17 protein-coding genes, 1 tRNA gene and 1 pseudogene are annotated in these 20,769 nt (G+C 66.9%); 6 read left to right on the forward strand and 13 right to left on the reverse strand.

The features are described from left to right. Window positions 1-149: 149 nt before the first annotated feature. Window positions 150-1,751 (forward strand): hypothetical protein, encoded by a 1,602-nt coding sequence (locus QSJ18_RS14580; RefSeq protein ID WP_286327271.1) that lies wholly within the window; start codon window positions 150-152, stop codon window positions 1,749-1,751. A 21-nt stretch (window positions 1,752-1,772) separates the two neighbouring features. Here the strand turns inward: QSJ18_RS14580 and QSJ18_RS14585 are convergent, their stop codons facing one another. Continuing rightward, window positions 1,773-3,677 (reverse strand): hypothetical protein, encoded by a 1,905-nt coding sequence (locus QSJ18_RS14585; protein ID WP_286327275.1) that lies wholly within the window; start codon window positions 3,675-3,677, stop codon window positions 1,773-1,775. A gap of 74 nt (window positions 3,678-3,751) precedes the next feature. Here QSJ18_RS14585 and QSJ18_RS14590 point away from each other — a divergent pair, with 74 nt between their 5' ends. Together QSJ18_RS14590 and pgi are read left to right on the forward strand one after the other, a co-directional pair. Beyond that, window positions 3,752-4,117: a chorismate mutase gene (locus QSJ18_RS14590; protein WP_286327277.1), complete on the forward strand. Its 366-nt coding sequence runs from the start codon at window positions 3,752-3,754 to the stop codon at window positions 4,115-4,117. Between the two features lie 80 nt (window positions 4,118-4,197). Then, window positions 4,198-5,895, forward strand: coding sequence for a glucose-6-phosphate isomerase (pgi, locus tag QSJ18_RS14595; protein ID WP_286327278.1), 1,698 nt, complete (start codon window positions 4,198-4,200; stop codon window positions 5,893-5,895). A gap of 5 nt (window positions 5,896-5,900) precedes the next feature. On the opposite strand, the gene QSJ18_RS14600 is transcribed toward pgi, so the two are convergent. Continuing rightward, on the reverse strand, window positions 5,901-6,440 hold the full coding sequence (locus QSJ18_RS14600) for a hypothetical protein (RefSeq protein ID WP_286327279.1): 540 nt from the start codon (window positions 6,438-6,440) through the stop codon (window positions 5,901-5,903). 19 nt (window positions 6,441-6,459) lie between these two features. On the opposite strand from QSJ18_RS14600, the gene QSJ18_RS14605 reads away from it, so the two are divergent. Beyond that, on the forward strand, window positions 6,460-7,116 hold the full coding sequence (locus QSJ18_RS14605; RefSeq protein WP_286327280.1) for a hypothetical protein: 657 nt from the start codon (window positions 6,460-6,462) through the stop codon (window positions 7,114-7,116). Window positions 7,117-7,375: 259 nt separating this feature from the next. Here QSJ18_RS14605 and QSJ18_RS14610 read toward each other — a convergent pair whose 3' ends face one another. The 5 genes and pseudogenes from QSJ18_RS14610 to QSJ18_RS14630 all read right to left on the reverse strand — a co-directional run bounded on the left by QSJ18_RS14610 (window position 7,376) and on the right by QSJ18_RS14630 (window position 12,673). Beyond that, on the reverse strand, window positions 7,376-8,119 hold the full coding sequence (locus tag QSJ18_RS14610) for an SDR family oxidoreductase (protein ID WP_286327281.1): 744 nt from the start codon (window positions 8,117-8,119) through the stop codon (window positions 7,376-7,378). A 33-nt stretch (window positions 8,120-8,152) separates the two neighbouring features. Next, complete coding sequence (locus tag QSJ18_RS14615) at window positions 8,153-9,208, reverse strand: pyridoxal phosphate-dependent aminotransferase (protein ID WP_286327282.1); 1,056 nt, start codon at window positions 9,206-9,208, stop codon at window positions 8,153-8,155. Next, a pseudogene (locus QSJ18_RS14620) lies at window positions 9,205-10,231 on the reverse strand (3-oxoacyl-ACP synthase III family protein). The gene QSJ18_RS14615 and the pseudogene QSJ18_RS14620 overlap by 4 nt, the downstream one beginning before the upstream one ends. Then, a complete protein-coding gene (locus QSJ18_RS14625) occupies window positions 10,228-10,893 on the reverse strand; it encodes an SRPBCC family protein (protein WP_286327283.1) in 666 nt (221 codons plus the stop codon). Before QSJ18_RS14625 ends, QSJ18_RS14620 begins: the two are co-directional and overlap by 4 nt. A gap of 4 nt (window positions 10,894-10,897) precedes the next feature. Then, entirely contained in the window at window positions 10,898-12,673 is a 1,776-nt protein-coding gene (locus tag QSJ18_RS14630; protein ID WP_286327284.1) for a thiamine pyrophosphate-binding protein, read from the reverse strand. A 142-nt stretch (window positions 12,674-12,815) separates the two neighbouring features. Here QSJ18_RS14630 and QSJ18_RS14635 point away from each other — a divergent pair, with 142 nt between their 5' ends. After that, window positions 12,816-14,324: a sensor histidine kinase gene (locus tag QSJ18_RS14635; RefSeq protein ID WP_286327285.1), complete on the forward strand. Its 1,509-nt coding sequence runs from the start codon at window positions 12,816-12,818 to the stop codon at window positions 14,322-14,324. Here the strand turns inward: QSJ18_RS14635 and QSJ18_RS14640 are convergent. Both QSJ18_RS14640 and QSJ18_RS14645 read right to left on the reverse strand, forming a co-directional pair. Beyond that, window positions 14,303-14,974: a response regulator transcription factor gene (locus QSJ18_RS14640; RefSeq protein WP_286327286.1), complete on the reverse strand. Its 672-nt coding sequence runs from the start codon at window positions 14,972-14,974 to the stop codon at window positions 14,303-14,305. The genes QSJ18_RS14635 and QSJ18_RS14640 overlap by 22 nt on opposite strands. A 9-nt stretch (window positions 14,975-14,983) precedes the next feature. Beyond that, window positions 14,984-15,871, reverse strand: a complete 888-nt coding sequence (locus QSJ18_RS14645) for an Fpg/Nei family DNA glycosylase (protein WP_286327287.1) — start codon at window positions 15,869-15,871, stop codon at window positions 14,984-14,986. 25 nt (window positions 15,872-15,896) lie between these two features. Here QSJ18_RS14645 and QSJ18_RS14650 point away from each other — a divergent pair, with 25 nt between their 5' ends. Then, on the forward strand, window positions 15,897-16,637 hold the full coding sequence (locus QSJ18_RS14650) for a 3'(2'),5'-bisphosphate nucleotidase CysQ (protein ID WP_286327288.1): 741 nt from the start codon (window positions 15,897-15,899) through the stop codon (window positions 16,635-16,637). Window positions 16,638-16,686: 49 nt separating this feature from the next. Here the strand turns inward: QSJ18_RS14650 and cobF are convergent, their stop codons facing one another. The 4 genes from cobF to QSJ18_RS14670 form a co-directional block, all read right to left on the reverse strand. Then, entirely contained in the window at window positions 16,687-17,448 is a 762-nt protein-coding gene (gene cobF / locus QSJ18_RS14655; protein WP_286327289.1) for a precorrin-6A synthase (deacetylating), read from the reverse strand. Between the two features lie 4 nt (window positions 17,449-17,452). After that, the gene (locus QSJ18_RS14660; protein ID WP_286327290.1) at window positions 17,453-18,286 is read right to left on the reverse strand and encodes an SDR family oxidoreductase; all 834 of its coding nucleotides are present in this window, start codon (window positions 18,284-18,286) and stop codon (window positions 17,453-17,455) included. 32 nt (window positions 18,287-18,318) lie between these two features. After that, the gene (locus QSJ18_RS14665) at window positions 18,319-19,872 is read right to left on the reverse strand and encodes an LGFP repeat-containing protein (RefSeq protein WP_286327291.1); all 1,554 of its coding nucleotides are present in this window, start codon (window positions 19,870-19,872) and stop codon (window positions 18,319-18,321) included. A gap of 394 nt (window positions 19,873-20,266) precedes the next feature. Further along, window positions 20,267-20,339: transfer RNA gene (locus tag QSJ18_RS14670), tRNA-Arg, on the reverse strand. Window positions 20,340-20,769: the final 430 nt, after the last annotated feature.

The following is a 20,769-nucleotide window of genomic DNA, read 5'->3' on the forward strand; positions in this document are numbered from 1 at the left end:
CGACATCGCTGTAGCGAGCCATCCCCGACCTCGGACTCGGGCACGGCGACGAGACGATGCTCTCGAATCGTCGGGTCTGCCGGTTAGGATGTGCTTCGCAGATCCGGCATTTCCTTGCACCCGGTGTTTGTCCAGATGGAGGACCGTCGATGAAGAGCAAGTCCAAGGTTCCGGCCGCGATCGTCCTGGCGGTCGGGGTCGTCGCCGCGGTGGTCGCGGTGATCGTGGCCCTGATCCCGATGGGCAAGTCCGGGGCGGCCGAACCGACGGCCGCCTTCCGCGCCCAGGCGAGCCTCGACGAGGTGATGTTCAAGCTCTTGAACGCCCCCGCGGTGAAGTACACCGGCAAATTCGATTACCAGACCGGTCAGGGGACGAGCGGCGCCGTCGAGTTCACCGATCTGACCGCGACCGCCTCCAACAGCGTGCAGGGCACCGTCCGGATCGCCGGACAGCAAGGTGAGTACCGGCAGCTTGGCAACGTCGAATATCTCAGCGCGCCGGTCGCACTGTGGAATTCGCTGCTCAGCGATAACCAGAGGAACTCCCTGGACACCACCCCCCTCAACAACAAGTGGGCCAGCCCGACCTATACCTCGTTGCCGTCGATCGGGGTGCAGCTGTCGTCGAACAATGTCGCGGGCAACGTCCTGAACACCGAACGCTCCCTGCCCGCCGACCAGCAGCCCGAGTTGCCCGCGTCGCTGGAGTTGCCCGCCCCCAACAAGGGTCTTCCCGACGCCCGATTCTGGCCGACGTCCGATCCCCCGGTCACCTTCGTCGGCGACAACGTCGTCCGCGTCGGCGACGCCGAGGTCACCTTCAACCCGGAGACCAAGGACGTCACCCACATCAAGAACAAGTACAAGTGGTTCTCCTACACGATCACGCTCGACACCGACGTCACGCTCCTCAAGTCGGAACAGGCGAAGACCCTCTTCGCCAACCAGGAGGCGATCCTCAACGACCTCGTCAGCGTTCCCGCTCCCGGACTCGTCCCCAGCGGCGGCGTGAACAGCGCGGTGCGTCTGAACGCGGCAGGCTGCGACGGGCTGCGCTGCACGTGGAACGTGACCGCCAACGGCGCACAGACCGCCACCGGCTCGTCGACGGCGGGACATTTCAACTTCGGTCTCACCGCCACCTACACCCTCAACGGCCGTCCGATCCCCGGAACCTGCAACCTCGTCCTGCGTGCCGACTTCGGCACTGTCGCACGCAACCGATGTGTCGTCAGCGTTCCCGGCGCAGGCACGGTCCGCATCATGCCGACCAACACCTATCTCGGTTTCCTCGACCAGTCCGCCGAGGAACTGCGCAAGTACCTCACCGAAACCGAGGAACGGACCAATTCGCGCAACGAGTTCGTCCGCACCGGTTACAAGAAACTCGACGCCGCGCTGTACGGGTCGATCAACGTGAATGTCCTGCCCAGCTTCATCGCCATCGACAAGGGCGGCTACCTCTTCGACGGCGTCAGCCCACGTGGATCGCTCACCATCACCTTCGCCAACGGCTACGCCTCGCATGTCACCGGTGGCCGCTTCGACCCCAACTGGCCGGGCACCGACACCCTCAAACGCCAACTCGGCGAACAGGTCAAGGCGGCGAACGGAACCAAGGTGATCTACTTCGCCGCCGAACGTGACACCGCCACCGCGCTGCAGGCCATGGTGCGCGATGTCTACCCCTCGACCGAAGAGGACAAGTCACCGGTCCTGGTCGGCTACCAGCCGCCCTCGGCGAGCTGATCCATTCGCCAGCGGTCCGTTTCAGTTGCCGAACAGACCAGCCTGCACCACTTCGCCGACCCGACCCTGACCGGTGTGCATCGCGAGTCCGGGAGTGATCGGGGCCAGGTTGAGGTGGCGCCCCTGGCCACCGAGCTGGACGTAGACCATATGGAGTCCCGCCCGGACCGGGACGCTGAGCGCGGCACCGCCGTCGAACCACATCCGCATTCGGCCATCCCGGTCGGCGCAATAGCTGAGCGCGATCGTCCACGGCCACCGGATCAGCGGCCCATCCAGCGAAAGCCGTGCGGGACCGGTCAGTTCGGGCCGATTACATGCTCCCGAACCCGCCGCGATGGTGCGTGCCGCGGTCACCGCCCCGGGAACCAGCCGCCCCGCGGTGTCCAGTACCCGCAGTTGATCTGTGACCACACCGAAGTCGGGCCGCGCACGCACCCGGCCGAAGGTCCGGCTGATCTGGTTGTACGGATAGGCGATGGGTAGCAACACCTCCAGTGGCAGAGCCTGATCGAACATCGCGTGGCTGGTGTCCTCGGCGAGCGCAGCGGTCGCGGTATCGAGATAATCGCCGGTGGGGTTGTCTCGCCATGCCCGCCCGAAGGCGCTCAACGACACCGTCGACGACACGATCAGGGCACCCACCACAACCACACCCACCACAACCGGGCGCGTCCGCGCGGCCTGCCGCACATCCGTCGGAGGATCGGTGTCGTCAGCGGCCCCGAACGCGGCGTCGGTGCGCCCGGTCGGGGACCCGTCACCAGCCCCGGTCCGTCCCGGCGCGGCCAGCACCAGTGCGATCGCGATCGTCACCACCAGCGCCGTATCGGGCAGATAGCGCATGGTCTGCGCCAGTTCCAGGGCGGTATTGCCGCTGGAGCGGTTCCACATCACCGGCACCTGCGCCAGCACCACATACGCCCCCAGCAGCCCGATCACCCACCCGGCTCCCTGGCGTCGGATCACCGCCCAGGCGGCCGCACCGGCGACGACGAGCCAGCCTGCGATCACCATCCACGTCGGTGCGATACCCATCGGCGGACTCGGATTCCAGCGGTCCCACTGCCACGGACCACCGACCACCGACGGGACGACGGCGTCGTTGACCGACCGCCACATCAGCTGCGCGGTCTGCGACGCGGAGTGGATGCCGGCTGTCGCACCGGATACCGACAGGAAAAGCACCGCCCAGATCGCGGCGAGCACGGCGAGCGCGGCCCACAGTGGCCGGGCCGACACCACCGCGGTGGCCAGCGGACTGATCCGATGGCGCACCCGCACCGGTACCCCGTCCGGGGCGTCGGATCCGCTGCTGAAACGCACCGCGAGCGTCGCCGCCGCCAACGCCACCGGCGCGATGTAGAGCGACTTCTCGAAGAAGGTCAACGCGATCAGGAAGATGATCGCCGACCGGACCGCGATCACGCGCAGGCGTCGAGGATCCCGGGTGCGACAGGCCAGGACCGCATCGCCGACGATCCAGGCCATCGCGGCCTGCATCGGCAGCGTGTTCAGCCCCGACGACCACCACACGAATGCCGGCATCGTCATCGGGTTGAACAGGTAGAAGGCGAAGACGAGCAACGCACCCGCCTCCGCGCGGGGCGCCAGAATACGGATCATCCGCCACACCGCCAGCGACGCGACCACCTGCCCGGCGATCAACGTCGCCGCTGGTAGCGCCCAGTTCAGCGGAGCGAGGATCGTTGTCACTCCGGCGGCGAGGAAGGCGGCAGGCATGAAGTGGCCGTCATGACTGTGCCCGAGGAAGTCCCACGACAACAGCCCGAACTCCGACGACCGGCCGATGAGAATGAGATCGTCCCAGTAGAAGCTGCCGGTGACCACCAGCCAGCCACGCATCGCCAGCGCCCCAACCATCAGCATCAGCGCGATCGCCGACACCCTCCGACTCTTGAGCATGAGTCCATCCTCCCCGGGCGCACACGAGCCGGGTACATCCGGTCACGTCAGCCGGGCGTGGCAAGATCAGCACCGTGACCGACGACAGCCCAACCAGCCGCGGCGACGACGACGAGCCCCAAAAGTCAGCCCCCGCGCCCTTCGATCAGACGATCGACTTGGCGCACTACCAGCTGTCCTCCCAGGTCGACGCGCTGCCCGACGACATCGATGAACTGCGTCGCGAGATCGATCGCCTGGACGCGATCATCCTCGGCGCGGTCAAGCGACGGTCGGCGGTGTCGAAGAAGATCGGCGCCGCGCGGATGGCGTCGGGCGGCACCCGGCTCGTGCACAGCCGCGAGGTCAAGGTCCTCGAACGTTTCGCCGACCTCGGACAAGAGGGCCACACCCTGGCGATGCTGCTGCTGCGGCTGGGACGCGGTCCGCTCGGCCGGTAGCGCCGGCCACAGCACCGCACCCGGCGTATCGGACATCACAGCGTCGCACGGTTCGGGCTCAGCACATAGGGTGGTGAGTCATGAGCAGCGATGTGGCGGGCGGCGAGTTCACGGCGAGCGATCACGAGGACATCACCGCCACGCAATCCTGGCAGGCGCTGGCTGCGCACCAGCCGCATGTGTACGCGATGCATCTGCGCGAGGTCTTTGCTGTCGACCCCGCCCGCGGGCATGAGCTGACCGTCGACGTCGGCGACCTACACATCGACTATTCCAAACATCGGGTGCTGCGCGAGACCCTGGAGTTGCTGGCCAGCCTGGCCCGCGAGGTCGGACTCGAGGACCGCCGCGACGACATGTTCGCCGGCGCGCACATCAACACCACGGAGAACCGGGCCGTACTGCACACCGCCTTGCGGCTACCGGCCGATGCGACGCTCGTCGTCGACGGTCAGGATGTGGTCGCCGACGTACACGCCGTGCTGACCGCGATGGGCACCTTCACCGATCGGTTGCGCAGCGGAGAATGGAAGGGCCACACCGGGAAAGCGATCACCGACGTCGTCAACATCGGCATCGGCGGTTCCGATCTCGGCCCGGTCATGGTCTACGAGGCACTGCGCCACTACGCCGACGGCGGCATCCGCTGTCACTTCGTGTCCAACGTCGACCCGGCCGACCTGGTCGCCACCCTCGCCGACCTCGATGCCGAGACAACACTGTTCATCATCGCGTCCAAGACCTTCACCACACTGGAGACCCTGACGAATGCGAGCGCTGCCCGCACCTGGCTGTTGCGGGCGCTCGGCGCAGACGCCGAAGCCGTGGCGAAACATTTTGTGGCAGTGAGCACCAACGCCGACGAGGTCTCGGCCTTCGGGATCGACACCACCAACATGTTCGGATTCTGGGACTGGGTCGGGGGACGCTACTCCGTCGACTCGGCTATCGGGTTGTCGGTGATGGCCGCGATCGGCAAGGAACGCTTCGCCGAATTCCTCGACGGATTCCGGATCGTCGACGAACATTTCCGCACCCAGCCACTGGAGCGCAATGCGCCGGTGATCCTCGGCCTGATCGGTCTCTGGTACTCCAACTTCTGGGATGCGGCCACCCGCGCGGTACTTCCGTACGCCAACGACATGGGACGTTTCGCCGCTTACCTCCAGCAGCTCACGATGGAGTCGAACGGCAAGTCCGTCACCCAATCCGGCCATCACGTCACCACCGACACCGGCGAGGTGTTCTGGGGCGAACCGGGCACCAACGGACAGCACGCCTTCTACCAGTTGCTGCATCAGGGCACGCGGATGATCCCGGCCGATTTCATCGGATTCGCCGAATCGACCGACGATCTGCCCACCGGAGCGGACGGGTCGGGTTCGATGCAGGATCTGCTGATGAGCAATTTCTTCGCGCAGACCAAGGTGCTCGCCTTCGGCAAGACGGCCGACGAGATCGCCGCCGAGGGCGTGCCGCCGAATGTGGTGGCGCACAAGGTGATGCCCGGAAATCGTCCGACCACCTCGATCCTCGCCCCCAAACTGACCCCGTCGGTACTCGGCCAGCTCATCGCACTCTACGAACACCAGGTCTTCGTCGAAGGCATGATCTGGGGTATCAATCCGTTCGATCAGTGGGGTGTCGAACTCGGCAAGACGCAGGCGAAGGAACTGCTCGGCGTCATCACCGATGCCGCGGCACCGTCGGCCGCCGACGACTCATCCACCGACGACCTGGTCCGCTGGTACCGCACGCACCGCGGCCGGGCGATCTAAGGATATTATGTAGTGCCCCAGCGACTTTCGTCGAATACCTCGTCGGGAACCGCATCGCCGGGTTGCACACCCAGTTCGGCCATCCGTCCCATCAGCGCGGCCCCAACCGCGATGAACGTCAGCAGATCCTGCGTCTGCACCGAGCGCTCCGCCGCGTCACCGCCGAGGAACTCGTAGGTGGCCGGCGGCACACAGGAACCCATGTCGATGGCGCGGGTCCCGGTGGCCTCCCGCCACGCGTCGAAGCTCTCCACGTCGACGGCTTCGGCGATGGTTCCGTTACGGACCGCGACCAGCACCTCGTCGAAGGTGGCCAATTCCCCCGAACTGCCGCTGGACGCGTCGAACCCGAAGACGACGTCATCGGCGAACTCCTCGTCGTCGGCGAGGGTGAAATACACGATCCCGCGCCAGTCCGAGCCGAGCGCCACCACGTCGGTCCGGCCGAAAACGTCGTCGAGAAGGTCGGCAACCTCCGCGCCACGCCGGTCGGAGAACAGCTGAAACGCACCGTTGGCCACCACTTGCCCCTGCTTGGTCGTCACATCGGTTACCTTACGCAGGGTGAGATGCGATCGTTGGTTCCGCCGGGCCGCCATCCTGTCCGCATGCGCCGGACTGGCCGTCACACTCGGGGCATGTTCATCCGCCGACGATCCGGACGGCACCACTGCCAGACATGATCCGACGCCGGTACCGATGTCGGCGTCGGTGACCGTCGCCCCTGGTGCGCATCCACGCACCGACCCGGGTACGACGCTCGACTTCGGCGAGACGGCAACCCTTCCGGCCCAGGCCTTCACCGCCGGCGGCGCGCTCGCCCAGTTCACCGTCACCGGGATCACCCCGGCCCGCGATGTCCCCGACACCGTCACCCACGGTGGTGAACCGTATTTCGTCTACGTGACCGTGACCTCGCTGGCAAGCCATGCGTCGCCGGGTCCCGGCGTGGTCGGATTGGCGGGTTCCGCCGACGGCCGGGCACCCGCCCTGACCATCTCGCCGACGGTCGGGGTGCCCGGCTGTACGGCCACCACCCCACCGGCGACGATGCGGCGCGGCGAGTCGTATGCGACCTGCCTACTGGCGATCGCCGAGACCGGCCAGGATCTACCGCAGGTCATTTACTGGGCCGACACCACCGGTGACGACGCGCTCGACTATCAGCGGGCGCCGGTCGTCTGGCGTGCGCCGACTCCACCAGCGCCCCCGACCTCGTAGCCCACCCCGACCCGACCGCCACCCCACCCGAAACTAGGGGACGAACATTCCTCCCCCACTTTCGCGTTCATCCCCCAACTACAACTAGCCGAACAACCCACACCTAGGGGACGAACTCGTCCCCTACTTTCAGGACCCACCCCGCCCGAAACTAGGGGACGAACATTCCTCCCCCACTTTCACGTTCATCCCCCAACTACAACTAGCCGAACAACCCACACCTAGGGGACGAACTCGTCCCCTACTTTCGGCCGGGGGGCTAGGTGAGGCGCCGGGAGATCGCCGGCGGGAGGTGACGTAAGGCCGCCGCGATCGGCAACCAAGGCCAGGCGGGCACCGGCGCCCACGACTTCTCCGCCTCGATCGCCTTGACCATCGCGTCCACCCCGACGTCGGTCCCGGCCATCAGCGAAGTCTTCACCCCACGATTGATGTCGGTCTCGATGTAGCCGGGCAGGATCACCGACACGGTGATCGGTGACTTCGCGAACTCGGTCTGCAACCCTTCCCCGAGCGCCGACAGACCTGCCTTCGACGCTGAATACGCGGCCTGTGCCTTCGGCAGCCCCCGGATCGAACTCATCGAGCTGATCAGCACCAGGTGACCGGAGTTCTGCTCGCGGAAGATCTCCAGCGCGGCCTCGATCTGCGCGAGCGCACCGATCAGGTTGGTTTGGATGGTCTCGATGTTGGCGTGTGCCTTACCAGTTCCCAGCGGGGCTCCCTTGCCCAGGCCCGCGTTGACGATGACGCGGTCGAGACCGCCCAGCTCGTCGCGGAGCCTGCCGAAGGCGACCGGGACGGCGTCGGTGTCGGTGACGTCGAGTGCGGCGAGGGCGACCTGTGCAGCCGACGGACGCAGTTCGGCGGCCAGTTCCTCCAGACGTTCGACGCGCCGCGCGGCCAGCGCCAGGGAACGACCCTGCGCGGCGAACCGGCGGGCCATCCCCTCGCCCAGTCCGGAGCTGGCACCGGTGATCAGGATCTTGTCTCGCGTCCGCATGGCGGACAGCCTACTGGGCCGCGAATCGGCCCGTCACGCCGTCCAAGCCGTCAGTCGGAGTGCGTCGATGAGGGTGTCGGTCGACTCGGCGTCGCCGACGGTGAGCCGCAGCCCGTACTTCCCGCATCGCTTGCCGATCACCCCGACGCTGGCCAGCAGTCGCCCGACCTGCAGGCCGTCGTCGCCGGGTAGGAACACGAAGTTGCCCTGCCCGGGCAGCGGCGGCGATCCGATCTCGGTCAGTCGTCGTGCCAATCGATCACGTTCGGCGCGAATCGCTTTGACGCGTTCATCCAATTCCGCGCGGGCGGCCAGAGCCACCGGGACCGCGGCGGTGGCCGCGGGGGCGATCCCGAACGGGATCTCCCAGGTCCGCAGTGCCGCCGCGATCACCGGGTCGGCGATCGCGTAGCCCACGCGCAACGCCGCCAGGCCGTAGGCCTTCGAGAATGTGCGTATCGCGATCAGATTCCGATGGCGGCGCAACAGTGCCACCACGTCGATCGGATCGTCGCAGAACTCCCGGTACGCCTCGTCGAAGAGCACCGGCACGCTCGGCGGCACGTCGTCGAGGAAGTCCCGCAGCTCGACGTCGGCGATCACCGCCCCGGTCGGATTGTGCGGCGAACACAGGACCACCGCCGCGGTATCCGGCCCGACGGACCGTGCGAGCCCGTCGAGATCGACGCCCCCGGCGGGGGTGAGTGCGACCTCAGCCACTCCCATCCGCAGCATCCCGGCCAGGATCGGATAACCGTCGAAGGTCGGGATCGCAGTCGCCAGCTCTGGAACCTCGACGCCGCGGGCGCGCGCACGCCGCCGTGCCTCGGACAGAATCATCCCGGCTACGCCGGTCGCACCGGCCCCGATGCTCAGCCAGTGCGCCGGCAACCCGAGATGTGCGGCGATCATCTCGCGCAGCCGATCCGGCAGGAAGTCGGGGTAGCGGTTGACCCGGCTGATGTCGCTTGCCAGTGCGTCCTCGACCGCGGGCAGCGGCCCGAACGGGGATTCGTTGAGATCCAACCGGATCCGGCGATCGCGGGTTCGGGAAGGGGTGACCGCTTGCGGCGGGACCAGCAACGTCATCGGCCCATCCATCTGATCGCGGCCGCACCCGCGAAATCTCCGGCGTGGGCGAAGGCCGCGGTCATCACCACATCGCCGGGGGCGATCCGCCAGTCCTCGATCGCCGCGTCCAGGGTGACCGGGATGCCGACACCGAACAGGTTTCCGCATTCGTCGAAGGTGTCCGGATGACGTTCGGCGGGCAGTTCCAGCGCTTCGCGCCAGTTGCGCAGGAAGATCCGGTTGGGCTGGTTGGTGATCAGCCAGTCCAGATCGGGTGGGGCAATCCCCACCTCGTCGGCCACCTCGATCGCCGTCTCCGGGACCATCCGGTTCCCACGGGCGAGAACCTTGATGATCTTGGCGTCGGTGAATCCGATGTGGATCTGCCCCGAACCCGCCTCCCAGTACTTGCGGTCGGGTTCGGCGGCGGCCACCACTGTCGCCCGAGTACTGACCGTAGGAGTGGCAGCGTGAGCCCAGAACGGGGCTACCCCTGGACATGTCGGCGGTCACCACGGCCATGGCCGCACCATCTCCGGGTATCGCGGCCTGCGGCTTGCCCCGAACCCGACTCTGGGTGAACACCTGCGACGCACTGTTCTGCGCCAGTGCGATGATCGCCCGGCGACCGGCTCCGCCGTGTATCAGCGCGGCAGCCAGCTCGATCATGTACACGAAAGCCGCACACCCGCCGTTGTGGACGTCGAGCACCACATTCGGGCGTAGACCGAGGCGATGGGCGAGTTCACCACCGCATCCGCGCACCGGGACCTCCGGCAATTGACTGTGCGTGAGCACGATGTCGGCGGAGTCGAGGAAGTCGTCGCCGTGCCTGCTCTGCAACCTGCGCGCCGCGGCGAGCATCATGTCCGCCGACGTTTCTCCCTCGGCGGCATGGTGACGGAATGCGGGCGGGGCGAACATCGGGTTGCCGCTCAGCCGATCGTCCTCCGCGAACTCGGCGAAATATGATGCGGGGACCCGTTTTTCCGGTAGATATCCGGCGACGTCGAGTAGTGCGACAGGTGCGACGCCGATCATCGGCTCATCCATTCTGGTGTCAGGGGCAGGCCGTGGGAGTGCCGGTACTCGGCGATCGCGGTGATGTTGTCGAGTTCGATCTGGTGGCCGATGTTGAACATCCCCCAGTGGTCGCCGACCCACTCCTCGCGTGCGGGTGGGGCGAGTTCGGGAAAGGGGTTCTCGTCGTAGAACGGGTGACGGCAGTTGTTCCACAGCACCACCGATCCCGGCTTGTTCAACACGATCTGCGCGTCGACGACCCGCATCAGATAGATCATCCAGAGGTGTTGGCCCTGATCCCACGCACAGTGATAGTCGACGGTCATCACATGCGGATCGCATTCGGTGCGAACATAGATTTCGGTGTCCTCGCCGAGGCGGTCGTACGCGTGCCACAGGCCGGGTTCGTCGGTGGTCGTGAAATCGCGCAATCCGTATGTCCACTCGCTCAGGGCGCGGGTATCGGCCAGCCATTCGTACAACGGACGCGGTGGTGCGTCGACGTAGCCCTGGACCGGACAGAAGTCGCCGTAGATCGCGTCATGCGGATAGACGGATCGGATCCGTTCGGCGACAATCGGTTCCGCCACCGGTCTGGGGTGGGTCTCGATCCTGGTCAGCCCGGGTAGCGTGGCCGCGTCGTCGCCGAGGTCGTTCAGCATGGGATAGACGGTGGTCATCAGGTCACCTCTCGTTGAGAAACGGTGCGAATGGGGGGATCTCGTCGGGATCGACGTCGATGACGAGACAGTTGGGGCCGTCGGCGGTCAGCAGATCCGCACTCGCGGCCCGCAGTAGCAGCGGATCGTGACTGGTGCGAACGTCCAGGCCGGGGAACATGGCCGCGAGGCCGGGTGCGAAATCGGTGTGCCCGAAACGGTTCAGGCTCGGGGTGCCAGGGAAGAACTGCTTCTCCCGCGTGATGCACATACCGTGCGCATCGTTGTTCAGGATCACCAGCGTCACCGGCGCGGAGTACTCGATCGCGGTGTGGATCTCCATGCCGTGCATGAAGAATGCGCCGTCGCCGGCGATCACGACGGTGCGTCGTGGCTGTCGCCGATGGGCGACGCTGGCCGAGATGGCATATCCGACCCCGGCGGCGATGGCGTATCCCATCCCGCCCATCCCGAGCGCGACGGTGAAACGTCCAGGACCGAACGGCAAGTGATGGGTGGCGGCGGCGCCGGCGTTGCCCGCGTCGGCGAAGACCGCACATCCCGGCGGCATCGACGCACCGACGATCTCGATCGCCCGACGCAGCGACAGTCGGGTACCGGTGTCGTGGCTCGGTACGGCCAAGGAGGTGCGGACGGCTGCCGGTCGACGCCCTGGTTCCAGACCGGAGTCACGCAACGCCTCCGACAACCGGTGCAGCGCGGCAGGCAGATCCGGGCATTCGATCGACGACGACCCCTCCCCGCCGGTGCCCTCGGGTGGACGCGGGGCCGCCCGGCCGAGATGGACGACCGGCCGCTCGGCGAGCAGGTCGTCGAGGCCGAACCGGTCGGTCACCGACATCCGGCACCCGATCGACAGGACCACGTCGGCCTCGGCAATCGCCCGCCGCGCCGACGGATGTCCCATCACGCCGGTCACACCGGCACAGGACCGGACGTCCCCGACCGCATCCCGGCCACCGGGGGACGCCACCGTTTGTGCACCGAGTTGGGCTGCCAGTAGGTCGATCTCGTTGCCGAGACGTCCGACGGAAGCCTCCTCGCCGACCCACACACAGATGGTCCGCCCTCTTCCACGCAGTCGGGCGAGTTCGGCGGCCAGCGCCCCGATCTCCCGGTCCGGGAAGGGTTCCGGTGTCGTCATCCACTCGTGCGCAGCCGCGCCGATGACCGCATCGGACGCCTGGACATCGCGCGGGATCGCCAGTGCTGCCGGATATCCCGAAGCCAGTGTGGCTGCCGCCCTGCACATCGCAGCATCGACCTCGCGCGCGTCACGGATGATCTCGCAGGACCCGACCACCCCCGACAGGGTGGTGAGGAAATCGATGGTGTCCGGCGGCGTGAGCATGTCCTGGAAGGCACCCGCACCGGTCAGCGCGCACGGCGGCATCCCGATCAGCGCGAGCACCGGGACCCGGCTGTCGTAGGACTCGGCCAGCGCCGGCAGCACATTCATCGCACCGCCACCCGACGTGGTGATCACCGCACCATATCCGCCGGTGATCCGGGCGGTGCCGTCGGCCATGGCACCGGCGGCGAATTCGTGTTTGGCCACCACCGGGGCCATCCCCGGCGCTCGGACCGCGGCGTCGTAGATGTGCTCGATGTTTGCGCCGTGGACCCCGAAGATGACCGGGATGTCGAGCCCGCGGAGGAGGTCGACCAGGTGGTCGGCCACCGACCGGGTGGTGTCCGCCTCGGCAACACCCCGTCGGGGTACGTCCCGCGTGGGGGCACGCTGCCGTCTGACGCTCTGGTGGGAGGCAATCGCTGTCATGTGCCCACAGTGCGCCCACACACCTGAAGGTTCACTGAAGCGGCCATTCGCCCAGGCTCTTTCGGCTCCTCGATGATCGGCTTACGATGACCCCAGGGGTGTCACAACCGTCTTCGGTCGGTGATGCCACGCGAGGAGTCACATGAGCGGATCATCGTCCGGCGCTTCGGCGTCGCGGTCGGCGGGATTCCGAAAGCTGTTCCGCCGCAACCAGGGTGTGCGCGCGCGATCGACGATCGTGGGTACCGTCCTGCTCACGGTGGCGCTGGCGATCGGCGCGGCGGTGATGCTGGTCATGCTCGATCGCACCAACAACCGCACCATGTACAACGCGACCAACTACCACGCGTACGAGCTGGCCGAGATGATCCGCAGCGGCGGCGTCGCCTCCATTCCGGCCAACGAACTCGTCGCCGGCAGTGGCGGCGCGGACATGATTCAGGTGGTCGACGCGCACGGCCGGATCGTCGCGGCCTCACCCAACGCGCCCGCCGTCCCCCTCTCCGACGCGAACCCGGCGGGCGGTGGGGCATCCTCGATCTCCGGGCCGATGGTTCCCGGCGACGACACCACCTATTGCGGCACCGTCGTCACCGCGGTGTTCGGGGATCAGCAGTATCGCGTGATCGCCGTCATCTCCGCCGAACCCTTTCGTCAGTCGCTGCTCAATACGGCCATCATCCTGGCCATCGAATTGCCGATCCTGATCGGCCTCGCGGCCATCGCCATCTACTATTTCGCCGGTCGCGCGATGCGCCCGGTCGGGCGAATCACCTCCCAGGTCAACGCGATCACCTCGTCGGATCTCTCCCGCCGGGTCCCGGTACCCACCACCGACGACGAGATCACCCGGCTGGCGACGACGATGAACGAGATGCTCGACCGCCTCGACCGCGGTCGGCATGCGCAGCTGCGGTTCATCGGCGACGCCTCCCACGAGATGCGCAGTCCGCTCACCACGATCGTCGGGATGCTCGATCTCGCCGACTGCACGGACTCGGCCATCGACCTCGACACCGTCCGCACGATCCTGCTGCCCGAGGCGCAGCGGATGCAGAAGATGGTCGAAGACCTGCTACTGCTCGCACGTGCCGACGAGTCCGGCCTCGGTCTGACGATCCGCGACGTGGATCTCGACGATCTGGTCACCGCGGAGGTCCGGCGGATCCGATCGCTCGGCCTGGCGACGGTCACCGCGACGATCATGCCGATCCGCGTGTCGGGTGACCCGGAGAAGTTGGGCCGCGCCCTGCGCAACCTCACCGAGAACGCCATCGCGCACGCCTCGACGACGGTCGGTGTGCACATGTCGGTCGACCCCGAAGGCGGGCTGGCCCGCATCTCCGTCGCCGACGACGGCCCCGGAATCCCGCTCGCGTCCCGAACCGCCGTCTTCGAGCGATTCACCCGGCTCCGCCCCGATCGTCGTACCGCCGACGGTTGCGGGCTGGGACTCTCGATCGTGCACGAGATCGTTCGCGCACACGGTGGCACGGTCGAGGTCGTCGGTCCGTCGCCCGGATTCACCCACGGTGCCACCTTCGTCATCACCCTCGACGTGCCCGACGCACCGTCCGATGAATCGACCGACACATCCACGGCGGGGCGCCCGGCCTCCGAGAGTTCGACTCAGATGGCGCGCAGGCGATAGCCCGCACCACGCACGGTCTCGATGGACCGGACCCCGAACGGTGCGTCGATCCGCTTGCGCAGATAGCCGACATACACCTCGACGATGTTGGGGTCGCCCTCGAAGTTCTGATCCCACACCGAATGCAGGATCTCAGTCTTGGAGACCACCGTGTCGTGGTTACGGATCAGAAACTCAAGGACTGCGAATTCCCTTGGGGTCAGCTCGATCTGGCGGCCGTCTCGGGTGACGGTGTGATTGGCCGGGTCGACGACCAGTCCACCGGCGACCAACTGCGCAGGCCGCTCCGGCGCACCGCGTCGCAACAGTGCACGCAGCCGCGCCATCAGCACGACCACGGAGAAGGGTTTGACGAGGTAGTCGTCGGCGCCACAATCGAGGGCCTCCGCCTGATCGTATTCGCCGTCCTTGGCGGTCAGCATCAGCACCGGGGTCCAGATCTCGCGGGAGCGCATCTCGTCGAGCACCCGATAGCCGTTGAGCCGGGGCAACATGATGTCGAGGACGATGACGTCGAACTCACCCTCCGTGGCCCGCCACAACCCGTCGACCCCGTTGTCGGACAACGTGACCGCCCAACCGTCGGCGGTCAGTGCCCGACGCACGGTCTCGGCGACCCGCGGGTCGTCGTCGACGACGAGTGCGTGCACGCGATCACCTCATTTCAGCAACCGGGACATCCGTCGATCTGCCAGGACCTTTCCGCCGGTCTGGCAGGTCGGGCAGTACTGGAAGGACCGGTCGGTGAAGGACACCTCGCGGACGGTATCCCCGCAGACCGGACACGGCAGCCCGGTGCGGGCATGGACGCGCAGACCGGTGCGCTTCTCCGATTTCAGGCGCGCCACCTCCTGACCGTCGAGACGCGCGATGGCGTCACCGAGCACGGCGCGGATCGCGTCGTGCAGGGTTGCCACCTGCTCGGCGGACAGCGACTTCGCGGTCGCGAACGGCGACAGTCGCGCGACGTGCAGGATCTCGTCCGAGTAGGCGTTACCGATGCCTCCCATGATGCGCTGATCGGTCAGGACGTTCTTGATCCGACCTGCGTGTCCGGCCAGGATCGTCGCGAAGGCGGCTTCGTCGAGGGCGAGGACGTCGGGGCCCAGGGTCGCCACCCGATCGATCTCGGCCAGGTCGCGCACCACCCACACCGCGAGCCGCTCCTGCGTGCCCGCCTCGGTGACATCGAAGCCCTCGCCGGGCAGCCCGCAGTGCACCCGCAACGCGATCGGCGACCGACCGCCCGGACGCAACGGCTTCGGGGACAGGTCCTCACTCCAGCGCAGCCAGCCCGCCCGGGACAGGTGGATGACGACCGAAATCGTCGGATCGTCGGCGGACTCCGATCCGGGCACGGTGTGGATGACCAGGTATTTTCCGACGCGTCCCACGGATTCGATGATCCGGCCGGGCAGCGCGGTGACGGGCGGATCAGCGGTCTTGAGCACCGACAACGATGCGACGTCGACCCGCCGGATCGGGAGTCCGGCTGCTCGTCCGTCGACATAGTCGGCGATGGCAGTCACCTCGGGAAGCTCGGGCATGACTCCAGTGTGCTCTAGTAAGGGGATGAACTCCCGCCTTTCCGACGCCGAGCTGGCCGCGCGGATCGCCGAGGGGGCCGGGCAGATCCTGCTCGGGGTCCGGCACGGCAACCTGATCGACGGGCGACTGCTCGGCGACGTCGGCGATCAGATGGCGCAGGCCTGGATCGGCACGGTGCTCGCCCGGCATCGCCCCCATGACGCGGTGCTCTCCGAAGAGGCGGCCGACGTTGGCAATCGGGCGAGCGCCGATCGTGTCTGGATCATCGACCCGCTCGACGGCACAAGGGAATTCGCATCGGGCACCGACGACTGGGCGGTGCACGTCGCGCTCACCGAGAACGGGACGGTGACCGAGGCCGCGGTCTCGTTGCCGGCCACCGGCGAGGTATTCCGCGCCGACAGTGTCGACGCACCGACCGGACCGCTGACGCACCGGCTGGCGACCTCGCGCTGGGGCGGCTCGTATGAGACGAGTTGGGTCGCCACCCGCCTGCATCTGAACATGGTGGCGATCGGCTCGGCCGGGGCCAAGGCGATGGCGGTGGTCCGCGGCGACGCCGATGCCTATGTGCACGCGGGTGGCCAGTACGAATGGGACAACGCGGCCCCGGTCGGGGTCGCGCTCGCCGCGGGCCTGCATTGCAGCAGGCTCGACGGCGCCGAGATCATCTACAACCAGCCACACCCCTACATGCCCGACTTCGTCATCTGCCGACCGGAGATTCGCGACGAGATGCTGGCCGCACTGGCCCAGATCTGGTGACCGACACCGCGATTGCGTAGCCGCACGTCACGGAGACCGCGGCGTCGGCCTACGAATTCGAGGGTTTACGGAGCAGGTAGATGTCCATGATCCAGCCGATGCGGGCGCGCGCCTCGGCGCGCACGGCGGCGATCTCGTCGGCGACGTCGCCGACCCGACCGCTGATCAGCACCTGATCGTCGGTGCCCAGGTAGGCGCCCCACCAGATGTGATCGTCGGCGTCGGCGGTCTGCCGAAAAGCCAACTCGCCGTCGAGCATCACCATCTGATTGGAGTCGGCGCCTGCCGGGGTATCCGCCAACCGGCGGCCGGTGGTGATGTGGATGGGCTCACCGATCCGATTGGCAGTGATCGCGTGAGCGGCGGTCAGGGCACTGGCACTGGTGACACCCGGGATCACCTCGACGTCGAGGTCCAGGCCGGGGCGTCGTGCCAGATCGTCGACGATCCGCAGTGTCGAGTCGTACAGGGCCGGGTCACCCCACACCAGAAAGGCGGCGACCCCGCCATCGGTGAGCGAGTCGGTGAGTGCGGCGGCGATGAGTTCGGCCCGCGCCTCGTGCCAGCGGCGGACCTCGGCGTCATAGTCGGCCGGATGACGATCGCGAGGCGGATCGACGAGTTCGATGACGTTGCGCCCGGGTGCGTACCGGTCGACGATGTCGCGGCGCGCCTGCCGCAGATCGTCTTTCGCCGTGCCCTTGTCGAGCACCACGAAGGCGTCGACGTCGGCCATCGCGTCAATCGCCTCCAGCGTGATCTGACGCGGCCCACCGGGACCGATGCCGATGACCCGCACCGTGATCCGCATCCGGCTACACCTTGACCTTGGGCAGTCCGTGCTTACGCGCGGTCATGTCCAGGATGAACTGACGAGGCAGCAGACGGCGCAACGCGAAGACGACTGCAGCGTTGTTTCCCCTGGCATAGAAGGGCTTCGGGTGTACGGCAAGGGCCGCTTCGACGATCTGATCGGCCATCGAATCGGCACTGATCCCAGCCTGCTCGTTGCGGCCGGTGGCGGCGGCGACGGTCTCGTACTCCGCCCGATACGGCGACTGGTCGCCGATGTGGATGCTGCGCCGGTCGCCGATACCTGTCGCGATCGTGCCGGGCTCGACGCTGATCATCCGAATACCGTAGGGGGCCAGTTCACGTCGGGATGCGAGGGCGAATGCCTTGAGGGCCGACTTGGTCGCCGCATAGTTGGACCGGAAGGCGACCGGAAAACTCGACAGCATCGAGCCGACCATGATGATGGTGCCGCGCCGGCGCTCACGCATACCGGGCAACACCGCCTTGGTGATCGCGACCGGACCGAAGACATTCACCCGAAACAGGTTCTCGATCGCCTCCATCGAGGTGTCCTCGAGTGCACCAGCCTGGGATTCACCGGCATTGTTGACCAGAATGTCGACGGCACCGACCTGCTCGGCACATGCCGACGCCGATGCGTAGTCGGCGTTGTCCAGTCTGACGTAGGTCACGCCAGGCACGGGCGCGCGGAGGGCGTCGGGATTGCGGCTGGTGCCGAACACCCGATGCCCGCGGTCGACGAAACGGCGCGCGACCTCGGCACCGATACCGCTGCCGGCACCGGTCACCAGCACGGTCAGGGGCGTTGTGTTCGACGCAGATGAGGTGGCCACGCCGCCCACGGTAGCGCAGCCCACAGACCCCGCTACCGCTCGACGTCCGCCTTGGCGAATCCGCCCGCGATCGCGGTGCCCTCGGAGGCGAACCACACCGTCGCGGCAGCCTCCGCGAAGGACGGCATATCCGCGGTGTGGAACAGGCCGGTGGCGGCGTCACCCTTGATCGGATAGCCCTCGGGCGCGGCGCCGGCGGTATCGACCGGGAGGTGCGCCCCCAGCGGCACCGGTACCTGCTCGTCATGAAAGAGGAAGTGGCCGACGCCGTCGCCGGAACCAACGTCGTCGGTGTCGAAGACCGGATCGGAGCCGTCGGTGAGGTCATCGAGGACATGCGTCTCGAAGACCGGCTCGTCAAGCGAGAAATCCGTGCCAGGTTCGTCTTCCGGTTCCACCTCCTCTACGACGGCCTCGGGGGTATCGGTCTCGGATCGACCCTCCGCGTCTGCGGCACCGATAGCGGCCACCCCCGCTCCCGCCGCCCCGGCCAGCCCCGCACCGACGGCGGCGGCAGCTACGCCGGAATCGTCGGGTTCGATACCTTCGGGTGCTTCGGCTTCGGTTTCGGCGCCTTCGGTTTCGACGCCTTCGGCGTGCGCGCCGTCTGCCTCGACCTCGCCGTCGCCGGTTCGGATCCCGTCGACGGCGTCCGAACCAGACTGCCCGAGTGCACCTCCCGTCGAGGCCGCGTGTCCGCGTGTGAGGACTTTGAACAGCCACCACACGACCAGCGCGCCGAGAACGATGAGTAGCGGCACCAGCAGCCACCACCAGTTCCCCGAGCTACCCCCGGAATCTGTCTGTCGTGCAGTTACATTCGGCGTCGCGCCAGCCGGGACGACGCTCGTCGGAGTGGTCATCGTCCCGGTCGCAGCCGACGGATTCGGGCCGGTCGGGGCGGGAGTCCCGACCCCTGGGGACGGCCGACCCGGAATGGCGACCGTATCGAGTCCATCGGCCAAGGACGCGGGATCCCCGGCCCATTCGCCGCTGGCGGTATTGAAGGTCAGCGATCCGTTCACGAAGGTCTGGCGCTGCTCGTCACCTGTCACCGTCTGATCCTCGGTCGGCGGGCCCAGGGTCTGCCCGAGTTTCGTCGTCGCCGCGGTGAATGGCCCGCGGACCACCCAGGCGTTGTGGGCGGGGGTGAAGAAGATGATCGGGCGATCAGCGGCAGCGAATTCGGCTTTACGACTACCGGATCCGTAGGGGCCGCTGGTTTCGCTCGTCGTCGGGAAACCCAACGACCCGGTCGGCCCACCCTCGTAGGTGTACTTCTTCAGCACCCGGCCGTAGAGAACGGTCGCACCGGTCGGTGTCGACCAGTAGATCGTCGCTCCGGAGAACTCCTGCTGGAACCCGGCGCCCACCGGGGTTACCCCGCCCTGCGGGTCGCCAAGTCCGGCACCGGTCAAGCCGCGGTCGGCTTCACCACGCTGGATCCGTCCGACGAGTTGATCGATCGCCGCAGTCGCATCCGATTGTGGATCCGCAGCCGCCTGCGGGGCCAGCAACAGTGCCAACGCCAGCGCACACACCCCACCGATCCCGGTTGCACCAAGACGCGCTTTCGTCTTCTCCATCTCCGACATCCTCGTCTTCTCGTGAAGAGAAACATGCTCCGCCATATGCCAATGTGCTATTGCCGAGCCGGGTTTGCCCACGTTTTTGCCGAAATCGCGGTCGAATTGTTGAGTTTCGCCGAGTATCCGCACCGGGATCGCCGATGCGTCAGCCAAAACGGCATGTGCGACAAAGGAACAACACGATATCGCCGAATTCGTTCCGCGCACCGATGGGCCAGCAGTAGCGCGAGTCCACCAACTAGCTGAAAATTGTTGCCGGACAGCCACTCTCCACGGCTTCGGCACATACGGACGCAGCGGCGGCGCCCATATCCTACGCGGTGCGCGTGCATGAATCTCTCTCAAACAGAGGAAGCGCACACCGGGTCGGAGCCCGGCAAGGATGTCACCGTGCCCTCGGTAGGATTCGAACCTACGACCTACCCTTTAGGAGAGGGTTGCTCTATCCCCTGAGCTACGAAGGCGCACCGAACCGACCCAGCGGGCCGATCGGACGCCGATGAGTCTACGTCACCGCACACAGCACCCGTGGCCGCGCCATACGACAGTTCCCGACACGACAGTTCCGAGACCGGACCACCCCCACGCGAGGAGACGAACCCGCCGCCGACGGCGGCAGGCCGGACCGACGCACCGACAGCTCCCAATCAATCCTCACTGGTGAAGATTCGTCACCAGCGAGATTCGTGAGCCTCGCAAACGAGTGACCAATCTCACCCATCAGCAATTCGTTGAGGTTGTTGCCAGGTTCATTCAGTAACCTTTCGATAACGCACGTACGTCACTCGATGGCACACAGACCTCGGTGTCGCAAGTACTGGGCGTAGAGAGCGCAAAACCATCGGCCGTTGCGTGAGGACCACCGCATACGCCGGAGATCTCTGGAGGACAGCA

Source organism: Gordonia heveisoli (assembly GCF_030315745.1).
Classification (GTDB): Bacteria; Actinomycetota; Actinomycetes; order Mycobacteriales; family Mycobacteriaceae; genus Gordonia.

Excerpts from the sequence above, each read along its gene's own strand:
- QSJ18_RS14580 (WP_286327271.1), top strand. The coding sequence starts at position 150 with ATGAAGAGCAAGTCCAAGGTTCCGGCCGCGATCGTCCTGGCGGTCGGG.
- QSJ18_RS14585 (WP_286327275.1), bottom strand. The coding sequence starts at position 3,677 with ATGCTCAAGAGTCGGAGGGTGTCGGCGATCGCGCTGATGCTGATGGTT.
- pgi (WP_286327278.1), top strand. The coding sequence starts at position 4,198 with ATGAGCAGCGATGTGGCGGGCGGCGAGTTCACGGCGAGCGATCACGAG.
- QSJ18_RS14610 (WP_286327281.1), bottom strand. The coding sequence starts at position 8,119 with ATGCGGACGCGAGACAAGATCCTGATCACCGGTGCCAGCTCCGGACTG.
- QSJ18_RS14615 (WP_286327282.1), bottom strand. The coding sequence starts at position 9,208 with ATGACGTTGCTGGTCCCGCCGCAAGCGGTCACCCCTTCCCGAACCCGC.
- QSJ18_RS14625 (WP_286327283.1), bottom strand. The coding sequence starts at position 10,893 with ATGACCACCGTCTATCCCATGCTGAACGACCTCGGCGACGACGCGGCC.
- QSJ18_RS14630 (WP_286327284.1), bottom strand. The coding sequence starts at position 12,673 with ATGACAGCGATTGCCTCCCACCAGAGCGTCAGACGGCAGCGTGCCCCC.
- QSJ18_RS14635 (WP_286327285.1), top strand. The coding sequence starts at position 12,816 with ATGAGCGGATCATCGTCCGGCGCTTCGGCGTCGCGGTCGGCGGGATTC.
- QSJ18_RS14645 (WP_286327287.1), bottom strand. The coding sequence starts at position 15,871 with ATGCCCGAGCTTCCCGAGGTGACTGCCATCGCCGACTATGTCGACGGA.
- QSJ18_RS14650 (WP_286327288.1), top strand. The coding sequence starts at position 15,897 with ATGAACTCCCGCCTTTCCGACGCCGAGCTGGCCGCGCGGATCGCCGAG.
- cobF (WP_286327289.1), bottom strand. The coding sequence starts at position 17,448 with ATGCGGATCACGGTGCGGGTCATCGGCATCGGTCCCGGTGGGCCGCGT.
- QSJ18_RS14665 (WP_286327291.1), bottom strand. The coding sequence starts at position 19,872 with ATGGAGAAGACGAAAGCGCGTCTTGGTGCAACCGGGATCGGTGGGGTG.